Below are 12724 nucleotides of genomic sequence, written 5' to 3'. Positions count from 1 at the left end.
CATGCGACTCCGCATCACCACGACCGCCGCGGTCGCCTCGCTGGCGCTGCTCACCGGCTGCGGCGCCGCCGACATGACCAAGCAGGCGTCCCCCTTCGCCAACGCCGGGGGCACCAAGAGCGTGACCCTGTCCGTGCAGTCCTGGGTCGGCGCGCAGGCCAACGTCGCCGTCGCCCAGTACCTGCTGGAGCACAAGCTGGGCTACCGCGTCGACACCGTCCAGGTCGACGAGGTCCCCGCCTGGGACGCGCTCAGCCAGGGCCGGGTCGACGCGATCCTGGAGGACTGGGGCCACCCCGACCAGGAGAAGCGGTACGTCGACGACAAGAAGACCATCGCCCGCGCCGGCGGCCTCGGCGTGACCGGCCACATCGGCTGGTACGTGCCGACCTACCTGGTCAAGCAGCACCCCGACATCACGAACTGGAAGAACCTCGACAAGTACTCGTCGCTGTTCCGCACCGCGGAGAGCGGCGGCAAGGGCCAGCTGATGGACGGCTCCCCGTCCTACGTCACCAACGACAAGGCGCTGGTGAAGAACCTGAAGCTGAACTACCAGGTGGTGTTCGCCGGGTCCGAGGCGGCGCAGATCACGCAGATGAAGCAGTTCGCCAAGGAGAAGAAGCCCTTCCTGACGTACTGGTACGCCCCGCAGTGGCTGTTCAAGAAGGTCCCGATGACCGAGGTGAAGCTGCCCCCGTACAAGGAGGGCTGCGACGCGGACCCGGCGAAAGTCGCCTGCGCCTACCCGCACACCCCGCTGCAGAAGTACCTCAACGCGGGCTTCGCGAAGAACGGCGGGAAGGCGGCGGCCTTCCTGAAGAAGTTCAAGTGGACGACCGAGGACCAGAACGAGGTCTCCCTGATGATCGCCGACCAGAAGCTGTCGCCGGAGCAGGCCGCGAAGAAGTGGGTGGACGGCCACGCCTCCACCTGGAAGGCATGGCTGTCCTGATCACACCCGCTTCCTCAGCTCACCGGCCATCCCCCGCAGCGCCAGCGCCGCCCAGCGCTGCAGCCCCGGTCCGAACGTGACGCGGGTGGCCCCGAGTTCACCGAGTTCGGTGGGCGCGGGGCCGCCCTCCGGCTTGCCGTACACGTTGATCGGCCCCTGGATGCCGGACCGCAGCAGGGGCAGTACGCCCGTCGGGGCGCCGATCGGATAGACGCAGTCGGCGCCCGCGGCGACGTACAACGCGGCCCGCTCGATGGCCCGTTCGGGATCGCCGTCACCGTGGGCGAAGATGTCGATCCGGGCGTTGACGAACAGCCGGTCACCTGCCGCGTACCGCACCTCGGCCAGCCACTCGGCGTGCGCGTGCGGGTCCTTGAGGGCGCCCCCGGCGGAGTCCTCCAGGTTGCAGCCCACGGCCCCCGCCTCCAGCAGCCGCTCCACCAGCTCCTTCGGCGCCAGCCCGTACCCGTCCTCGACGTCGGCCGACACGGGCACGTCCACGGCCCGGCAGACCCGTGCCACCGCGGCGAACATCTCGTCGGCCGGCGTGGCCCCGTCCGCGTACCCGAGGGACGCGGCGATCCCCGCGCTGGGCGTGGCGAGCGCCGGGAACCCGGCCTCCACGAAGACCCTCGCGCTGACCGCGTCCCAGGGCCCGGGCAGGACCAGCGGGTCGCCCGGCAGACGTCCCCTGTGCAGCGCGCGGAACGCTTCCACCTTGCTCACGGCGTGTTTCCCCCCGGCGGGATCCGGCGCGCGACCATCACCCGGTTCCAGTTGTTGATGGCGACGACCAGGGCGACGAGATGGGCGAGCCCGGCGTCGTCGAAGTGCCGGGCGGCGGCGTCGTACACCTCGTCGGGCACGAAGCCTCCCCCAGAGCCGAAAGCCTGGGAGGTGCCCCCAGTCAGGACGGTCACCGCCTCCGTCAGCGCGAGCGCGGCCCGCTCCCGCTCGTCGAAGACGTCGTCCCCGGCCTCCTCCCAGGCGGCCAGCAGGTCCAGCTGCTTCTCCGGCACGCCGTGCCTGCGGGCGAGGGTGAGGTGCATGTCCAGGCAGAAGGCGCAGTGGTTGAGCTGCGAGGCCCGGATGACGACCAGCTCGGCCAGGGCGGGGTCGCCGAGGCCCCTCTTCGCGGCGGCGCTCAGGGCCGACATGGCCTTGCCCACCGCCGGGTTCAACAGCTCCGTCCTGGCGCTCACTTGTACTGCCCCGGCTGGTAGTGGCCGACCTCGCCCCGGCAGGTGACGCCGAAACGGTTCCAGGCGTTGATCACCGCGATCGCGGCGATCAGCCGGGCCAGTTCCGCCTCCTCGAAGTGCTTGGCCGCCCTGTCGTACACCGCGTCGGGCACGAAGCCGTCCGTCAGGACGGTCACCGCCTCCGTCAGCTCCAGGGCCGCGAGCTCCCTCTCGGTGTAGAAGTGCGCGGACTCCTCCCACGCGCTGAGCTGGATGATCCGCTCGACGCTCTCCCCGGCGGCCAGCGCGTCCTTGGTGTGCATGTCGAGGCAGCGGGCGCAGTGGTTGATCTGCGAGGCGCGGATCTTCACCAGTTCCAGCAGCCGCGCGTCGAGGCCCTCCCGGGCCGCCGCGTCCAGCCGGAGCATGGCCTTGAAGACGTCCGGGGCGAGCGCGGCCCAGTCCAGACGTGGGGTGTGCTCGGGCGCGTAGGCCGCTGTGTCCTCGTGTGTGGTCATGCCCTCGACCCTAGGAGCGAGGCAGCCCAGGAGTATGGTCCAGTTCCATGCCGAAACCTTGGGCCACTCTGGGCGTGGACCTCCACCTGGAACCGGCCGGACCGGGGGTGCGCCGGGGCCTGACCGATGCCCTGCGCGAGGCCGTACGCACCGGCCGGCTGGCCCCCGGCACCCGGCTGCCCTCCTCCCGCGCGCTCGCCGCCGACCTGGGCATCGCCCGCAACACGGTCGCCGAGGCCTACACCGACCTGGTCGCGGAGGGCTGGCTGACCGCACGGCAGGGCTCGGGCACCCGCGTCGCCGAGCGAACGGTCGTACCCCCCACCGATGCCGCACCCCGGCACCGCCCCCGCTCCGGCCCCGCCCACAGCCTCGTCCCCGGCACCCCCGACCTCGGCTCGTTCCCCCGCGCGCAGTGGCTCAAGGCGGCCCGCCGCGCCCTCGCCACGGCACCGAACCGGGCACTCGGCTACGGCGACCCCCGCGGCCGCGTCGAACTGCGCACCGCCCTCGCCGGCTACCTGGCCCGCGCCCGGGGCGTACGCGCCGACCCCGAACGCATCCTGGTCTGCGCCGGCATCTCGCACGGCCTGCGCGTCCTGGGCGCGGTGCTGCGGGCGCGCGGCGCGAGCACGATCGCCGTGGAGTCGTACGGCCTCGACGCGCACTGGGACCTGCTCGCGGACGCCGGCCTGCGGACCGTGCCGCTGCCCTTCGACGAACGGGGCACCGATCCGGGGGAGTTGACCGACGAGTCCGCCGTGCTGCTCACCCCCGCCCACCAGTTCCCGATGGGCGGCACCCTGCACCGCGACCGGCGGGCGGCCGTCGTCGACTGGGCGCGCCGCACCGGCGGCGTGGTCGTCGAGGACGACTACGACGGCGAGTTCCGCTACGACCGCCAGCCCGTCGGCGCCCTGCAGGGCCTCGACCCCGACCACGTCGTCTACGCGGGCACGGCCAGCAAGGCCCTCGCCCCCGGCCTGCGACTGGCCTGGCTGGTGCTGCCGCCGGACCTCGCGCGGGAGGCGGCGCGCGCGAAGGGGCACATCGACACCTGCGGGGCGCTGGACCAGCTGACCCTCGCCGAGTTCATCGACTCCGGCGCCTACGACCGTCACGTGCGCGCCGCCCGGCTGCGCTACCGGCGCCGCCGTGACGCCCTCGTGGCGGAAGTCGCGCGCCGCGCCCCGCACGTCCACGCCACCGGCATCGCGGCCGGCCTGCACGTGGTGCTCCGCCTCCCGCACGGCACCGAGCAGCCGACGCTGCGCGCGGCGGACTGGCGGGGCCTCGCCCTGCACGGGCTGCGGCGCTACCGGCACCCGGCGGCGACCGTCGAACAGCCCGACGCCCTCGTCGTCGGGTACGGAACCCCGCCCGACCACGCCTGGTCGGGAGCCCTGGACGCCCTGTGCTCCGCGCTTCCGGAACACCCCGCCGATGAATGACCCGAAGGGTGCGCCCCGGCCGTCATCGCACCGGCTCCTCGCTGGCCGTCCGCACCCGGCGCACCGCCGTCTCCTGGCGCTGCTCCCGTATCCGCTCCACGGTGTGCTCGCGCAGGGCCCGCATCCGGGCCGCGGTTTCCAGCAGCATCTCGTCGTACTCGGCGGCCGGGTCGGAGTCGAGGACGATCGCGCTCCCGGCTCCGAGGTGCATCAGCCCGTCGGCGAACACCGCGGTACGGGTGACGATGTTGAGATCGGCGCCCCCGCCGCACCCCAGGTAGCCGAGCGCCCCGGAGTAGACACCGCGGGCCTCGGTCTCCAGCGTGTCGATGATCTCCATGGTTCGCGGCTTCGGCGCCCCGGTCATCGACCCGCCGGGGAAGCAGGCCCGCACGCAGTCCACCGCGTCCGTGCCGTCCCTCAGCCGCCCCTCCACGGTGGAGACGAGCTGGTGCACGGACGCGTACGTCTCGGTGGCCATCAGCCGGGGCACCCGCACCGACCCGGTGCGGCACACCCGGCCCAGGTCGTTGCGGACCACGTCCACGATCACCAGGTTCTCGGCCCGCGTCTTGGGGTCCGTGGCCAGCGCGTCCCGCAGCGCGGCGTCCTCCTCGGGGCCTTCGCCGCGCGGCGCGGTGCCCTTGACGGGCCGGGCCTCGGCCACCCCGTCCCGGGTGATCCGCAGGAACCGCTCCGGGGAGGAGCCGGCGACGTCGACGTCCCCGAAGCGCAGGAACGCGGCGTAGGGCGCCGGGTCGACCCGGCGCAGCACCCGGTAGAACTCGTAGGCGTCGGGCGGCGCGGGTAAGCGGGCCGCGTCGGTCAGGCAGATCTCGTAGCTGGTCCCCGCCCGCAACTCCCGTCGGCAGTCCTCGATGTCGGCGAGGTACCTCGCCCGGTCGCGTGCCAGCCACGGCTCCGCGGCGCCGAGGTCGGGCCCGGGCGTCGCGGACGTGCGCCGCGGCGGCCGTACGGTCTCGGTGGCGACGAAGCTCAGCTGGGCCAGCGCGCCCTCCAGCCAGTCCTCGGCCTCCCGCGCGCCCTGCGGGGTGTCCTCGGCGAGACAGACCGCGTAGGTGAACCTCTTGAGGTGGTCCACGGCGATCAGCCGGTCCGCGAACAGCCAGCACGCGTCCGGTGTTCCGGACGAGTGCCGGCTCGGGGAACCGCAGTCGGCCTTCGTCTCGTAGCCGAAGTAGCCGACATAGCCCCCGGTGAAGTCGAACGGCAGCCCGCCCGCGTCCACCCGGCGGCTCGTCAACTGCCGTTTCAGATAGTCGAAGACGCTCGCCGTGACCTTCCGGGTGGGCCGTCCGGGCCGCTCGATCTCGCACCGCCCGGCGTCGACGTCGTAGCGCACGAACTCCGCGAGCGGACCGCTGTCGTCCCCGAAGAACGAGAACCGCGACAGCCCCTCCTCGACGAGCGCGCTGTCCAGCCAGAACGCCCGCCGTGACGCCCCGTACATCCGGATGAACGCGGCCTCCGCGTCCACCGCCCCGGCGATCCGGCGGCTGTGCACGCGGTAGGCGGGACTCGCCCTGCGGGGGCGCGGGGCGGGCGGCGCGGGGGCGGGGATCGCCGCCGCGGCCGGGGTGACCGCGGTGTTCTTCGTACGCGGCCTGCGGGCCCGTACCGCGGTCATGTTGCGGAAGTTGACCAGCATCCGGTGGCCGTACTCGGTGAGCACCGACTCCGGGTGGAACTGCACTCCCCACAGGGGCCGGCTGCGGTGCCGCAGACCCATCAGCACACCGTCCTCGGACCACGCGGTGGCCTCGAGCGTCTCCGGCAGCGGCTCCCGCACGGCCAGCGAGTGGTAGCGGACGGCGGTGAAGTCCTGCGGCACCCCCTCGAACAGGTCCCGTCCGTCGTGCCTGACTCTGGACAGATGCCCGTGCCGGGGTCGCGGCGCGGGCGCCACCACGCCCCGCTCCCCGAGCGCGATGCCCTGGTGCCCCAGGGAGATCCCGAGCACGGGGACCACCGACTCGGCGAGCGCGACGGCGCTGAACCCGAAGTCGCGCGGCCCGGCCGGGTGCCCGGGCCCCGGCGACACCACCACGTTGTCGAATTCCGCGAGGCGGGCGGCCGGATCGGGGATCGAGTCGGTGGCGTCGTTCGGGACCACAACCGGTTCCTCGCCGTTGACCTCGGCGATCAGCTGGAACAGGTTGTAGGTGTACGAGCCGTGATTGTCGATGAGCAGGGTCTTCACCCGCCCACCTCCCTTGGTTCGGTCCGGACCTTATGCGGTCCGTCTTCTGTGCCGTCCGCGCAACGCTGGAGCGGTGGATCCAGCCATTTCTTGAAGAAAAGCTGCAGCTGGGGGCGTCAGAAATGACGAGCAGATCGAACAGCTGTACCGGCGGAAATGCCGTGCTCATGTCGATGAACCGGAGTTTCCATTTCGGTACTGGTCACGCCGTCCAGTACGGGTGAACTTCACGGATCGTTCAAATAGCGAACGAGATTTTTTCGGCTGTCCGTATCGTGACTTTTTATCGGCCTTGCAAATAAGCGGCCGCATTCTTCGTTTTCACGCGGTCTCCGTCCGCGTCTCCGCGGGCGCCTCGCCGAACCGGGCGAGCGCCAGTGCCGCCGCCACCGCCACGGCGAACCCCAGCACCGCCAGCCAGGTCAGCCCCTCCCGGGTGCGGTCGCCGAGCCACACCACGCCCACCGCCGCCGGCCAGAGGGTCTCGCCGATGACCATCCCGGCGGTGGCCGTGGTGACCGAGCCGCGCTGCAGCGCCGAGGTGAGCAGCAGGAAGGCCGCGCCGCCGCCGATCAGCAGGGCGTACGTCGCCGGATTGGCGAGGAGGGCCGACGGCGCGAGCGAGTCGATCAGCCGCACCGCCACCTCGACCACCCCGAACCCGAACCCGGCCCCCAGCCCCAGCACCAGATCCCGCCCGCGACCCGTCCACCGTCCGCCCACCAGCCCGAGCGCCAGCACCGCCACCGCGATCACCAGCACCGCCCACTTCAGGGCCATGGAGCCCTGGCGGTCGCCCTCCGCGCCCGACGCCAGGCCCAGCATCGCCAGCCCGGCGCACACCATGCCGACGGCACCCCACTCCAGCCCGCTCAGCCGCACGTGCAGCAGCCGGGCCGCGACCACCCCCGTCACCGCCAGGCTCGACGCCAGTGCCGCCGCCACCGCGTAGATCGGGATGGACCGCAGGGCCACGATCTGCAGCAGGAAACCCAGCCCGTCCAGCGCGAGCCCGGCCAGATACCGCCACTGCCGCAACGCCCGCAGCAGCAGCGCGGCCTCCCCGCCGCCGCCCCCGGTCGCCTCCCGCGCGGCGACCGCCTGCAACACCGTGGCCGTACCGAAGCAGACCGCCGCCCCCAGGGCGCACACCATCCCAAAGATCACAAAGTGACTGTAGGGGAGGGCTACCACAGCGGGGAGGGCTCGTCGAGCGCTCTTACCTGTCTCTAGGCTGTCCGCCGAACCGACATCGCACGGTCACATCAACGGGGAGAGACGAACATGGCGGACGCACGCCGGACACTGCGCTCGGGCACGGTCGTACTGGGTGGCATGGGCCTTCTGGCCGCCGCGCTCACCGCGTGTTCCTCCGATCCGGACAAGCGCTGCGTGGACCGCGACAGCTACAACCTGGCCAAGGGCTACAAGGTCGTCGCCGACAAGAACTGCACCTCCTCCAAGTCCTCCGTCAACGGCGCCTGGTACTACGAGGGTGACAAGAAGGGCGGCTGGGTCGAGGGCGGTTCCTTCACCAAGCCCCGCAAGTCCTCCGGCGGTTCGGGCCACGGCGTCTCCCGCGGCGGCTTCGGCGGCGGCAAGGGAAGCTCCGGCGGCTGAGGCACCCATGCGGCGACACACCATCACCCCCCGCCCGGGCTGGCAGCGGACCGTGGAGGAACAGGGCCTCGTCTACCCCCTCACCCGCCATCCCGACGGCTCCCTTCGGCCCTACTGGGACGAGAGCGCCTACTACTCCTTCACCCTCGACGAGGTCGAGGCCCTGGAGGAGGTCGTCGAGGAACTCCACCGCATGTGCCTCGCCGCGGCGGAGCACATCGTCACCGAGGGCCGCCTGCCGGAGCTGGGCATCACCGACCCCCGCGTGGCCGAGGCGGTCACCGAGGCCTGGCGGCGGCGCGCCGAACTCCCCTCCGTCTACGGCCGTTTCGACCTGCGCTACGACGGCACGGGCCCGGCGAAACTCCTGGAGTACAACGCCGACACCCCCACCTCCCTGGTCGAGGCCGCGTCCCCCCAGTGGTTCTGGATGGAGGAGCGCTTCCCGGGCGCCGACCAGTGGAACTCCCTCCACGAACGCCTCGTCGCCGCCTGGAAGAGGCAGGCCGCGCTCCTCCCGCCCGGCAGCCCCCTGCACTTCGCGCACTCCTCGGACGACGAACTCGGCGAGGACCTGATGACGGTCGCCTACCTCAAGGAGACGGCCGAGCAGGCGGGCCTGGACACCGACTGGATCTCGATGGAGGAGATCGGCTGGGACCCCCTCTCCGGCCGCTTCGTCGACAACCGGCTCCGTTTCATCCGCAGCTGCTTCAAGCTCTACCCGTGGGAGTGGCTGACCACCGACGCCTTCGCCGGCCACGTCCTCGACACCCTCGACAACGGCGGCGGCACGGGCTCGACGATGTGGATCGAGCCCGCCTGGAAGATGCTGCTGAGCAACAAGGCGCTGCTGGCGATCCTGTGGGAGCTCTATCCGGGCCACCCCAACCTCCTCGCCGCCCACCTGGACGGCCCGCGCGAGTCGGCGGTGACGACCGGCTGGGTCGCCAAGCCGCTGCTGGGCCGCGAGGGCGCCGGCGTCACGATTCACGAGCCCGGCAGCGAGGCGGTCCCGCGCGAGGAGCCCTGCTGCTACCAGGAGCTGGCCCCGCTGCCCGTCTTCGACGGCAACCACGTCGTCCTCGGCGCCTGGGTCGTCGAGGACGAGGCGGCGGGCCTCGGCCTCCGCGAGTCGTCCGGACCGGTCACCGACGAGTACGCCCGCTTCCTGCCGCACGTGATCCTGTGACGCCGCCGCTCGCATGATGGACGGACCCCTGCGCCGTACGGCATCCCCGGTAGGGTGATCGGTGGGCCGTGACTGGCGCGCTGGGATGGGACCGACCATCGGGGAGCGGCCCGAGTCAGTGAGTGCCGTGCGCCTGGGCCGTACCGTGAACGCTGAAAGCCGACGTCCGGAGGTCCCTCATGTCAGCCGACTCCCTCTCCACCGAGTCCACCGCCTTCCGCGCCGCCCTCGACGTGATCCGAGCGGTCGAGCCCCGCGTGGCCGACGCCATCGGCCAGGAGGTCCACGACCAGCGCGAGATGCTCAAGCTGATCGCCTCCGAGAACTACGCCTCCCCGGCCACCCTGCTGGCGATGGGCAACTGGTTCAGCGACAAGTACGCCGAGGGCACCGTCGGCCGCCGCTTCTACGCCGGCTGCCGCAACGTCGACACCGTCGAGTCGCTGGCCGCCGAGCACGCCCGCGAGCTGTTCGGCGCCCGCCACGCCTACGTCCAGCCGCACTCCGGCATCGACGCCAACCTCGTCGCCTTCTGGGCCGTCCTCGCCGACCGCGTCGAGGCGCCCTTCCTGGAGAAGACCGGCGTCCGCCAGGTCAACGACCTCTCCGAGGCCGACTGGGCCGAGCTGCGCCAGGCCTTCGGCAACCAGCGCATGCTCGGCATGTCCCTGGACGCCGGCGGCCACCTCACCCACGGCTTCCGCCCGAACATCTCCGGCAAGATGTTCGACCAGCGCTCCTACGGCACCGACCCGGCCACCGGCCTGATCGACTACGAGGCGCTGCGCACGTCCGCCCGCGAGTTCAAGCCGCTGATCATCGTCGCGGGCTACTCGGCCTACCCCCGGCTGGTGAACTTCCGGATCATGCGCGAGATCGCCGACGAGGTCGGCGCGACGCTGATGGTCGACATGGCGCACTTCGCGGGCCTCGTCGCCGGCAAGGTCCTCACCGGCGACTTCGACCCGGTCCCGCACGCCCAGATCGTCACCACGACCACCCACAAGTCGCTGCGCGGCCCGCGCGGCGGCATGGTCCTGTGCGACGACTCGCTCAAGGACCAGGTCGACCGCGGCTGCCCGATGGTCCTCGGCGGCCCGCTCCCGCACGTCATGGCCGCCAAGGCCGTCGCCCTCGCCGAGGCGCGTCAGCCCTCCTTCCAGGACTACGCGCAGCGCATCGTGGACAACTCCCGCGCGCTGGCCGAGGGCCTGATGCGCCGGGGCGCGACCCTGGTGACCGGCGGCACCGACAACCACCTCAACCTGATCGACGTCGCCACCTCCTACGGCCTCACCGGCCGCCAGGCCGAGGCCGCGCTCCTCGACTCCGGCATCGTCACCAACCGCAACGCCATCCCGGCCGACCCGAACGGCGCCTGGTACACCTCCGGCATCCGCATCGGCACCCCCGCCCTGACCACCCGCGGTCTGGGCACGGCCGAGATGGACGAGGTCGCGGGTCTGATCGACCGCGTGCTGACCACGGCCGAGCCGGGCACCACCAAGTCGGGCGCCCCCTCCAAGGCCTCCCACGTCCTCGACGAGAAGGTGTCCGAGGAGATCGCCCAGCGCGCCACGGACCTGGTGGCGGGCTTCCCGCTGTACCCGGAGATCGACCTCGGCTGACGCCCCGGCGGCCGTCAGAGGTCGATCAGCTCCTGTCGTGGCTCCTCCCGCGGCGGTCCGGCTCCGCGCCGGGCCGCCGCGCGGCGCATCAGCACCGTGCCGCCGACGCCGGCCACCAGCCCGGCACCCAGCCCGGAGAGCGCCCACCGGACCGGGCTCCGGCCGGCAGCGGGTCCCTTCCCGGCGCTCCCCTCGCTCCCCGGCCCGCTCAGCACCTTCTCCCGCTCCAGTTCCACGAACACCGAACGCGGCGCCCGATGCGCCGGATGTCGTCGTCCCGTACCTCGGGCGCGGGATCGCTGCGGACCCAGGGCGTGCCGTCGGCCGCCACGAACAGCTGGTCCTGCCGCTCCACGGCCACGTCACCGCCCGGGGCCCGGTCGGTCTGCGGCCAGCCCCCGACGCCCGACAGCCCCCAGACCACGGTGACGTCCACCGGGGGGTAGTGCCCCTCGGTCCACGCCTCCGGCACCCGTTCCGTGCCCGTGAACGTCGGTGCCAGCAGCCGCCGCAGACACGCGAAGGCGGCATCGCCGGACCGCAGCACGGTCGACCGCCCGGTACCGCCCGCGACGACCATCGCCACGTCGGGGACGTCCCGGTCGCCGGACCCCGGGCCTCCCGCGTGGGCCGGGGCCGCGCCGCACAGCGCGAACACCGCCACCGTCGACACGAGAGCGCCGCACCCCGCCCTCGCACGTCCGCTCAGCCGCCGCATGGGCCGCCCCCCTCGCTGGTCCAGGGCCCGTCTCCCACCTTGTTACACCGTCGGGCACAGATCGGTTCCCACCTGTTTCCGGCCGGTTCCGGATCGGGGCCGCGGACCTGAGAGAATGGTGAGCATGGCCTCTGATCGACCCCGCGTGCTCTCCGGCATCCAGCCCACCGCCGGCTCGTTCCACCTCGGCAACTACCTCGGCGCCGTGCGCCAGTGGGTGGCCCTGCAGGAGAGCCACGACGCGTTCTACATGGTCGTCGACCTGCACGCGATCACGATCCCGCAGGACCCGGCGGAGCTGCGGGCCAACACCCGGCTCGCCGCCGCCCAGCTCCTCGCGGCCGGCCTCGACCCGGAGCGCTGCACGCTCTTCGTGCAGAGCCACGTCCCCGAGCACGCCCAGCTCGCCTGGGTCATGAACTGCCTCACCGGCTTCGGCGAGGCCTCCCGCATGACCCAGTTCAAGGACAAGTCCGCCAAGCAGGGCGCCGACCGGGCGAGCGTCGGCCTGTTCACGTACCCGATCCTCCAGGTCGCCGACATCCTGCTCTACCAGGCCCACGAGGTCCCGGTCGGCGAGGACCAGCGCCAGCACGTCGAGCTGACCCGCGACCTCGCCACGCGGTTCAACGGCCGCTTCGGCGAGACCTTCACGATCCCGAAGCCGTACATCCTCAAGGAGACGGCGAAGATCTACGACCTGCAGGACCCGTCGATCAAGATGAGCAAGTCGGCGTCCACGCCGAAGGGGCTCATCAACCTCCTCGACGACCCCAAGGCCACCGCCAAGAAGGTCAAGAGCGCCGTCACCGACACCGACACCGTCATCCGCTACGACGCCGAGAACAAGCCGGGCGTCAGCAACCTGCTCACCATCTACTCCACCCTCACCGGCAAGACGATCGCCGAGCTGGAGGCGGAGTACGAGGGCAAGATGTACGGCGCGCTCAAGACGGACCTCGCCGAGGTCATGGTCGAGTTCGTGACGCCCTTCCGGGAGCGCACCCAGCAGTACCTGGACGACTCGGAGACGCTGGACTCCATCCTCGCCAAGGGCGCGGAGAAGGCGCGCGCGGTCGCCGCGGAGACCCTCGCCCAGGCGTACGACAGGGTGGGCTTCCTGCCCGCCAAGCACTGACGTACACCGCCGAACACACGTACCACCGGGCAGAGCGCTGCACATCACTACGGTTGCGCCTGCCCGCGGCACAGCCGTGGCCGTACAGTCGATAGCCGACGG

General features: G+C 72.1%; 13 protein-coding genes and 1 riboswitch. Of the genes, 6 read left to right on the top strand and 7 right to left on the bottom strand.

Annotated elements, in window-relative coordinates; translation table 11 throughout:
- Position 1: 1 nt before the first annotated feature.
- On the top strand, positions 2 to 955 hold the full coding sequence (locus ACIGDI_RS12515; RefSeq protein ID WP_399894504.1) for an ABC transporter substrate-binding protein: 954 nt from the start codon (positions 2 to 4) through the stop codon (positions 953 to 955).
- Here the strand turns inward: ACIGDI_RS12515 and ACIGDI_RS12510 are convergent, their stop codons facing one another.
- Genes ACIGDI_RS12510 through ACIGDI_RS12500 form a run of 3 tightly spaced genes read right to left on the bottom strand, consistent with a single transcriptional unit; the run spans position 956 to position 2654 of the window.
- A complete protein-coding gene (locus ACIGDI_RS12510; RefSeq protein WP_399894501.1) occupies positions 956 to 1681 on the bottom strand; it encodes an isocitrate lyase/phosphoenolpyruvate mutase family protein in 726 nt (241 codons plus the stop codon).
- Positions 1678 to 2157, bottom strand: coding sequence for a carboxymuconolactone decarboxylase family protein (locus ACIGDI_RS12505; protein ID WP_399894498.1), 480 nt, complete (start codon positions 2155 to 2157; stop codon positions 1678 to 1680). Before ACIGDI_RS12505 ends, ACIGDI_RS12510 begins: the two co-directional genes overlap by 4 nt.
- Positions 2154 to 2654: a carboxymuconolactone decarboxylase family protein gene (locus ACIGDI_RS12500; RefSeq protein WP_399894495.1), complete on the bottom strand. Its 501-nt coding sequence runs from the start codon at positions 2652 to 2654 to the stop codon at positions 2154 to 2156. The genes ACIGDI_RS12505 and ACIGDI_RS12500 overlap by 4 nt, the downstream gene beginning before the upstream one ends.
- Before the next feature lie 47 nt (positions 2655 to 2701).
- Between ACIGDI_RS12500 and ACIGDI_RS12495 the strand changes: the two genes are divergently transcribed.
- Positions 2702 to 4105, top strand: coding sequence for a PLP-dependent aminotransferase family protein (locus ACIGDI_RS12495; RefSeq protein WP_399894493.1), 1404 nt, complete (start codon positions 2702 to 2704; stop codon positions 4103 to 4105).
- Between the two features lie 22 nt (positions 4106 to 4127).
- Here ACIGDI_RS12495 and ACIGDI_RS12490 read toward each other — a convergent pair whose 3' ends face one another.
- Both ACIGDI_RS12490 and ACIGDI_RS12485 read right to left on the bottom strand, forming a co-directional pair.
- Positions 4128 to 6326 carry a chorismate-binding protein gene (locus ACIGDI_RS12490; protein ID WP_399894490.1) on the bottom strand — a complete coding sequence of 733 codons (2199 nt, stop codon included), beginning with the start codon at positions 6324 to 6326 and terminating at the stop codon, positions 4128 to 4130.
- A gap of 321 nt (positions 6327 to 6647) precedes the next feature.
- A complete protein-coding gene (locus ACIGDI_RS12485; protein WP_399895272.1) occupies positions 6648 to 7481 on the bottom strand; it encodes a DMT family transporter in 834 nt (277 codons plus the stop codon).
- Between the two features lie 129 nt (positions 7482 to 7610).
- On the opposite strand from ACIGDI_RS12485, the gene ACIGDI_RS12480 reads away from it, so the two are divergent.
- The 3 genes from ACIGDI_RS12480 (at position 7611) to ACIGDI_RS12470 (ending at position 10766) form a co-directional block, all read left to right on the top strand.
- On the top strand, positions 7611 to 7946 hold the full coding sequence (locus ACIGDI_RS12480; RefSeq protein WP_399894487.1) for a hypothetical protein: 336 nt from the start codon (positions 7611 to 7613) through the stop codon (positions 7944 to 7946).
- A gap of 7 nt (positions 7947 to 7953) precedes the next feature.
- Entirely contained in the window at positions 7954 to 9138 is a 1185-nt protein-coding gene (locus ACIGDI_RS12475; RefSeq protein WP_399894484.1) for a glutathionylspermidine synthase family protein, read from the top strand.
- Between the two features lie 58 nt (positions 9139 to 9196).
- Positions 9197 to 9284, top strand: a riboswitch (ZMP/ZTP riboswitch).
- 33 nt (positions 9285 to 9317) lie between these two features.
- Positions 9318 to 10766 carry a glycine hydroxymethyltransferase gene (locus ACIGDI_RS12470; protein WP_399894481.1) on the top strand — a complete coding sequence of 483 codons (1449 nt, stop codon included), beginning with the start codon at positions 9318 to 9320 and terminating at the stop codon, positions 10764 to 10766.
- 14 nt (positions 10767 to 10780) lie between these two features.
- On the opposite strand, the gene ACIGDI_RS12465 is transcribed toward ACIGDI_RS12470, so the two are convergent.
- Together ACIGDI_RS12465 and ACIGDI_RS12460 are read right to left on the bottom strand one after the other, a co-directional pair.
- Entirely contained in the window at positions 10781 to 11002 is a 222-nt protein-coding gene (locus ACIGDI_RS12465; protein WP_399894478.1) for a hypothetical protein, read from the bottom strand.
- Positions 10975 to 11439, bottom strand: a complete 465-nt coding sequence (locus ACIGDI_RS12460; protein WP_399894475.1) for a hypothetical protein — start codon at positions 11437 to 11439, stop codon at positions 10975 to 10977. The genes ACIGDI_RS12465 and ACIGDI_RS12460 overlap by 28 nt, the downstream gene beginning before the upstream one ends.
- A 169-nt stretch (positions 11440 to 11608) precedes the next feature.
- Here ACIGDI_RS12460 and trpS point away from each other — a divergent pair, with 169 nt between their 5' ends.
- The gene (gene trpS, locus ACIGDI_RS12455; RefSeq protein WP_399894472.1) at positions 11609 to 12622 is read left to right on the top strand and encodes a tryptophan--tRNA ligase; all 1014 of its coding nucleotides are present in this window, start codon (positions 11609 to 11611) and stop codon (positions 12620 to 12622) included.
- The last annotated feature ends 102 nt before the right edge of the window (positions 12623 to 12724 follow it).

Origin of the sequence: Streptomyces sp. NPDC085900 (genome assembly GCF_044540925.1) — a bacterium.
Taxonomy (GTDB): Bacteria; Actinomycetota; Actinomycetes; order Streptomycetales; family Streptomycetaceae; genus Streptomyces; species Streptomyces gilvifuscus.
This window is presented reverse-complemented; position numbering and strand designations above follow the sequence as displayed.

Coding starts and splice junctions, on each gene's coding strand:
- ACIGDI_RS12485 (WP_399895272.1), bottom strand. CDS start 7,481: ATGGTGTGCGCCCTGGGGGCGGCGGTCTGCTTCGGTACGGCCACGGTG.
- ACIGDI_RS12475 (WP_399894484.1), top strand. CDS start 7,954: ATGCGGCGACACACCATCACCCCCCGCCCGGGCTGGCAGCGGACCGTG.
- ACIGDI_RS12500 (WP_399894495.1), bottom strand. CDS start 2,654: ATGACCACACACGAGGACACAGCGGCCTACGCGCCCGAGCACACCCCA.
- ACIGDI_RS12470 (WP_399894481.1), top strand. CDS start 9,318: ATGTCAGCCGACTCCCTCTCCACCGAGTCCACCGCCTTCCGCGCCGCC.
- ACIGDI_RS12495 (WP_399894493.1), top strand. CDS start 2,702: ATGCCGAAACCTTGGGCCACTCTGGGCGTGGACCTCCACCTGGAACCG.
- ACIGDI_RS12480 (WP_399894487.1), top strand. CDS start 7,611: ATGGCGGACGCACGCCGGACACTGCGCTCGGGCACGGTCGTACTGGGT.
- trpS (WP_399894472.1), top strand. CDS start 11,609: ATGGCCTCTGATCGACCCCGCGTGCTCTCCGGCATCCAGCCCACCGCC.
- ACIGDI_RS12515 (WP_399894504.1), top strand. CDS start 2: ATGCGACTCCGCATCACCACGACCGCCGCGGTCGCCTCGCTGGCGCTG.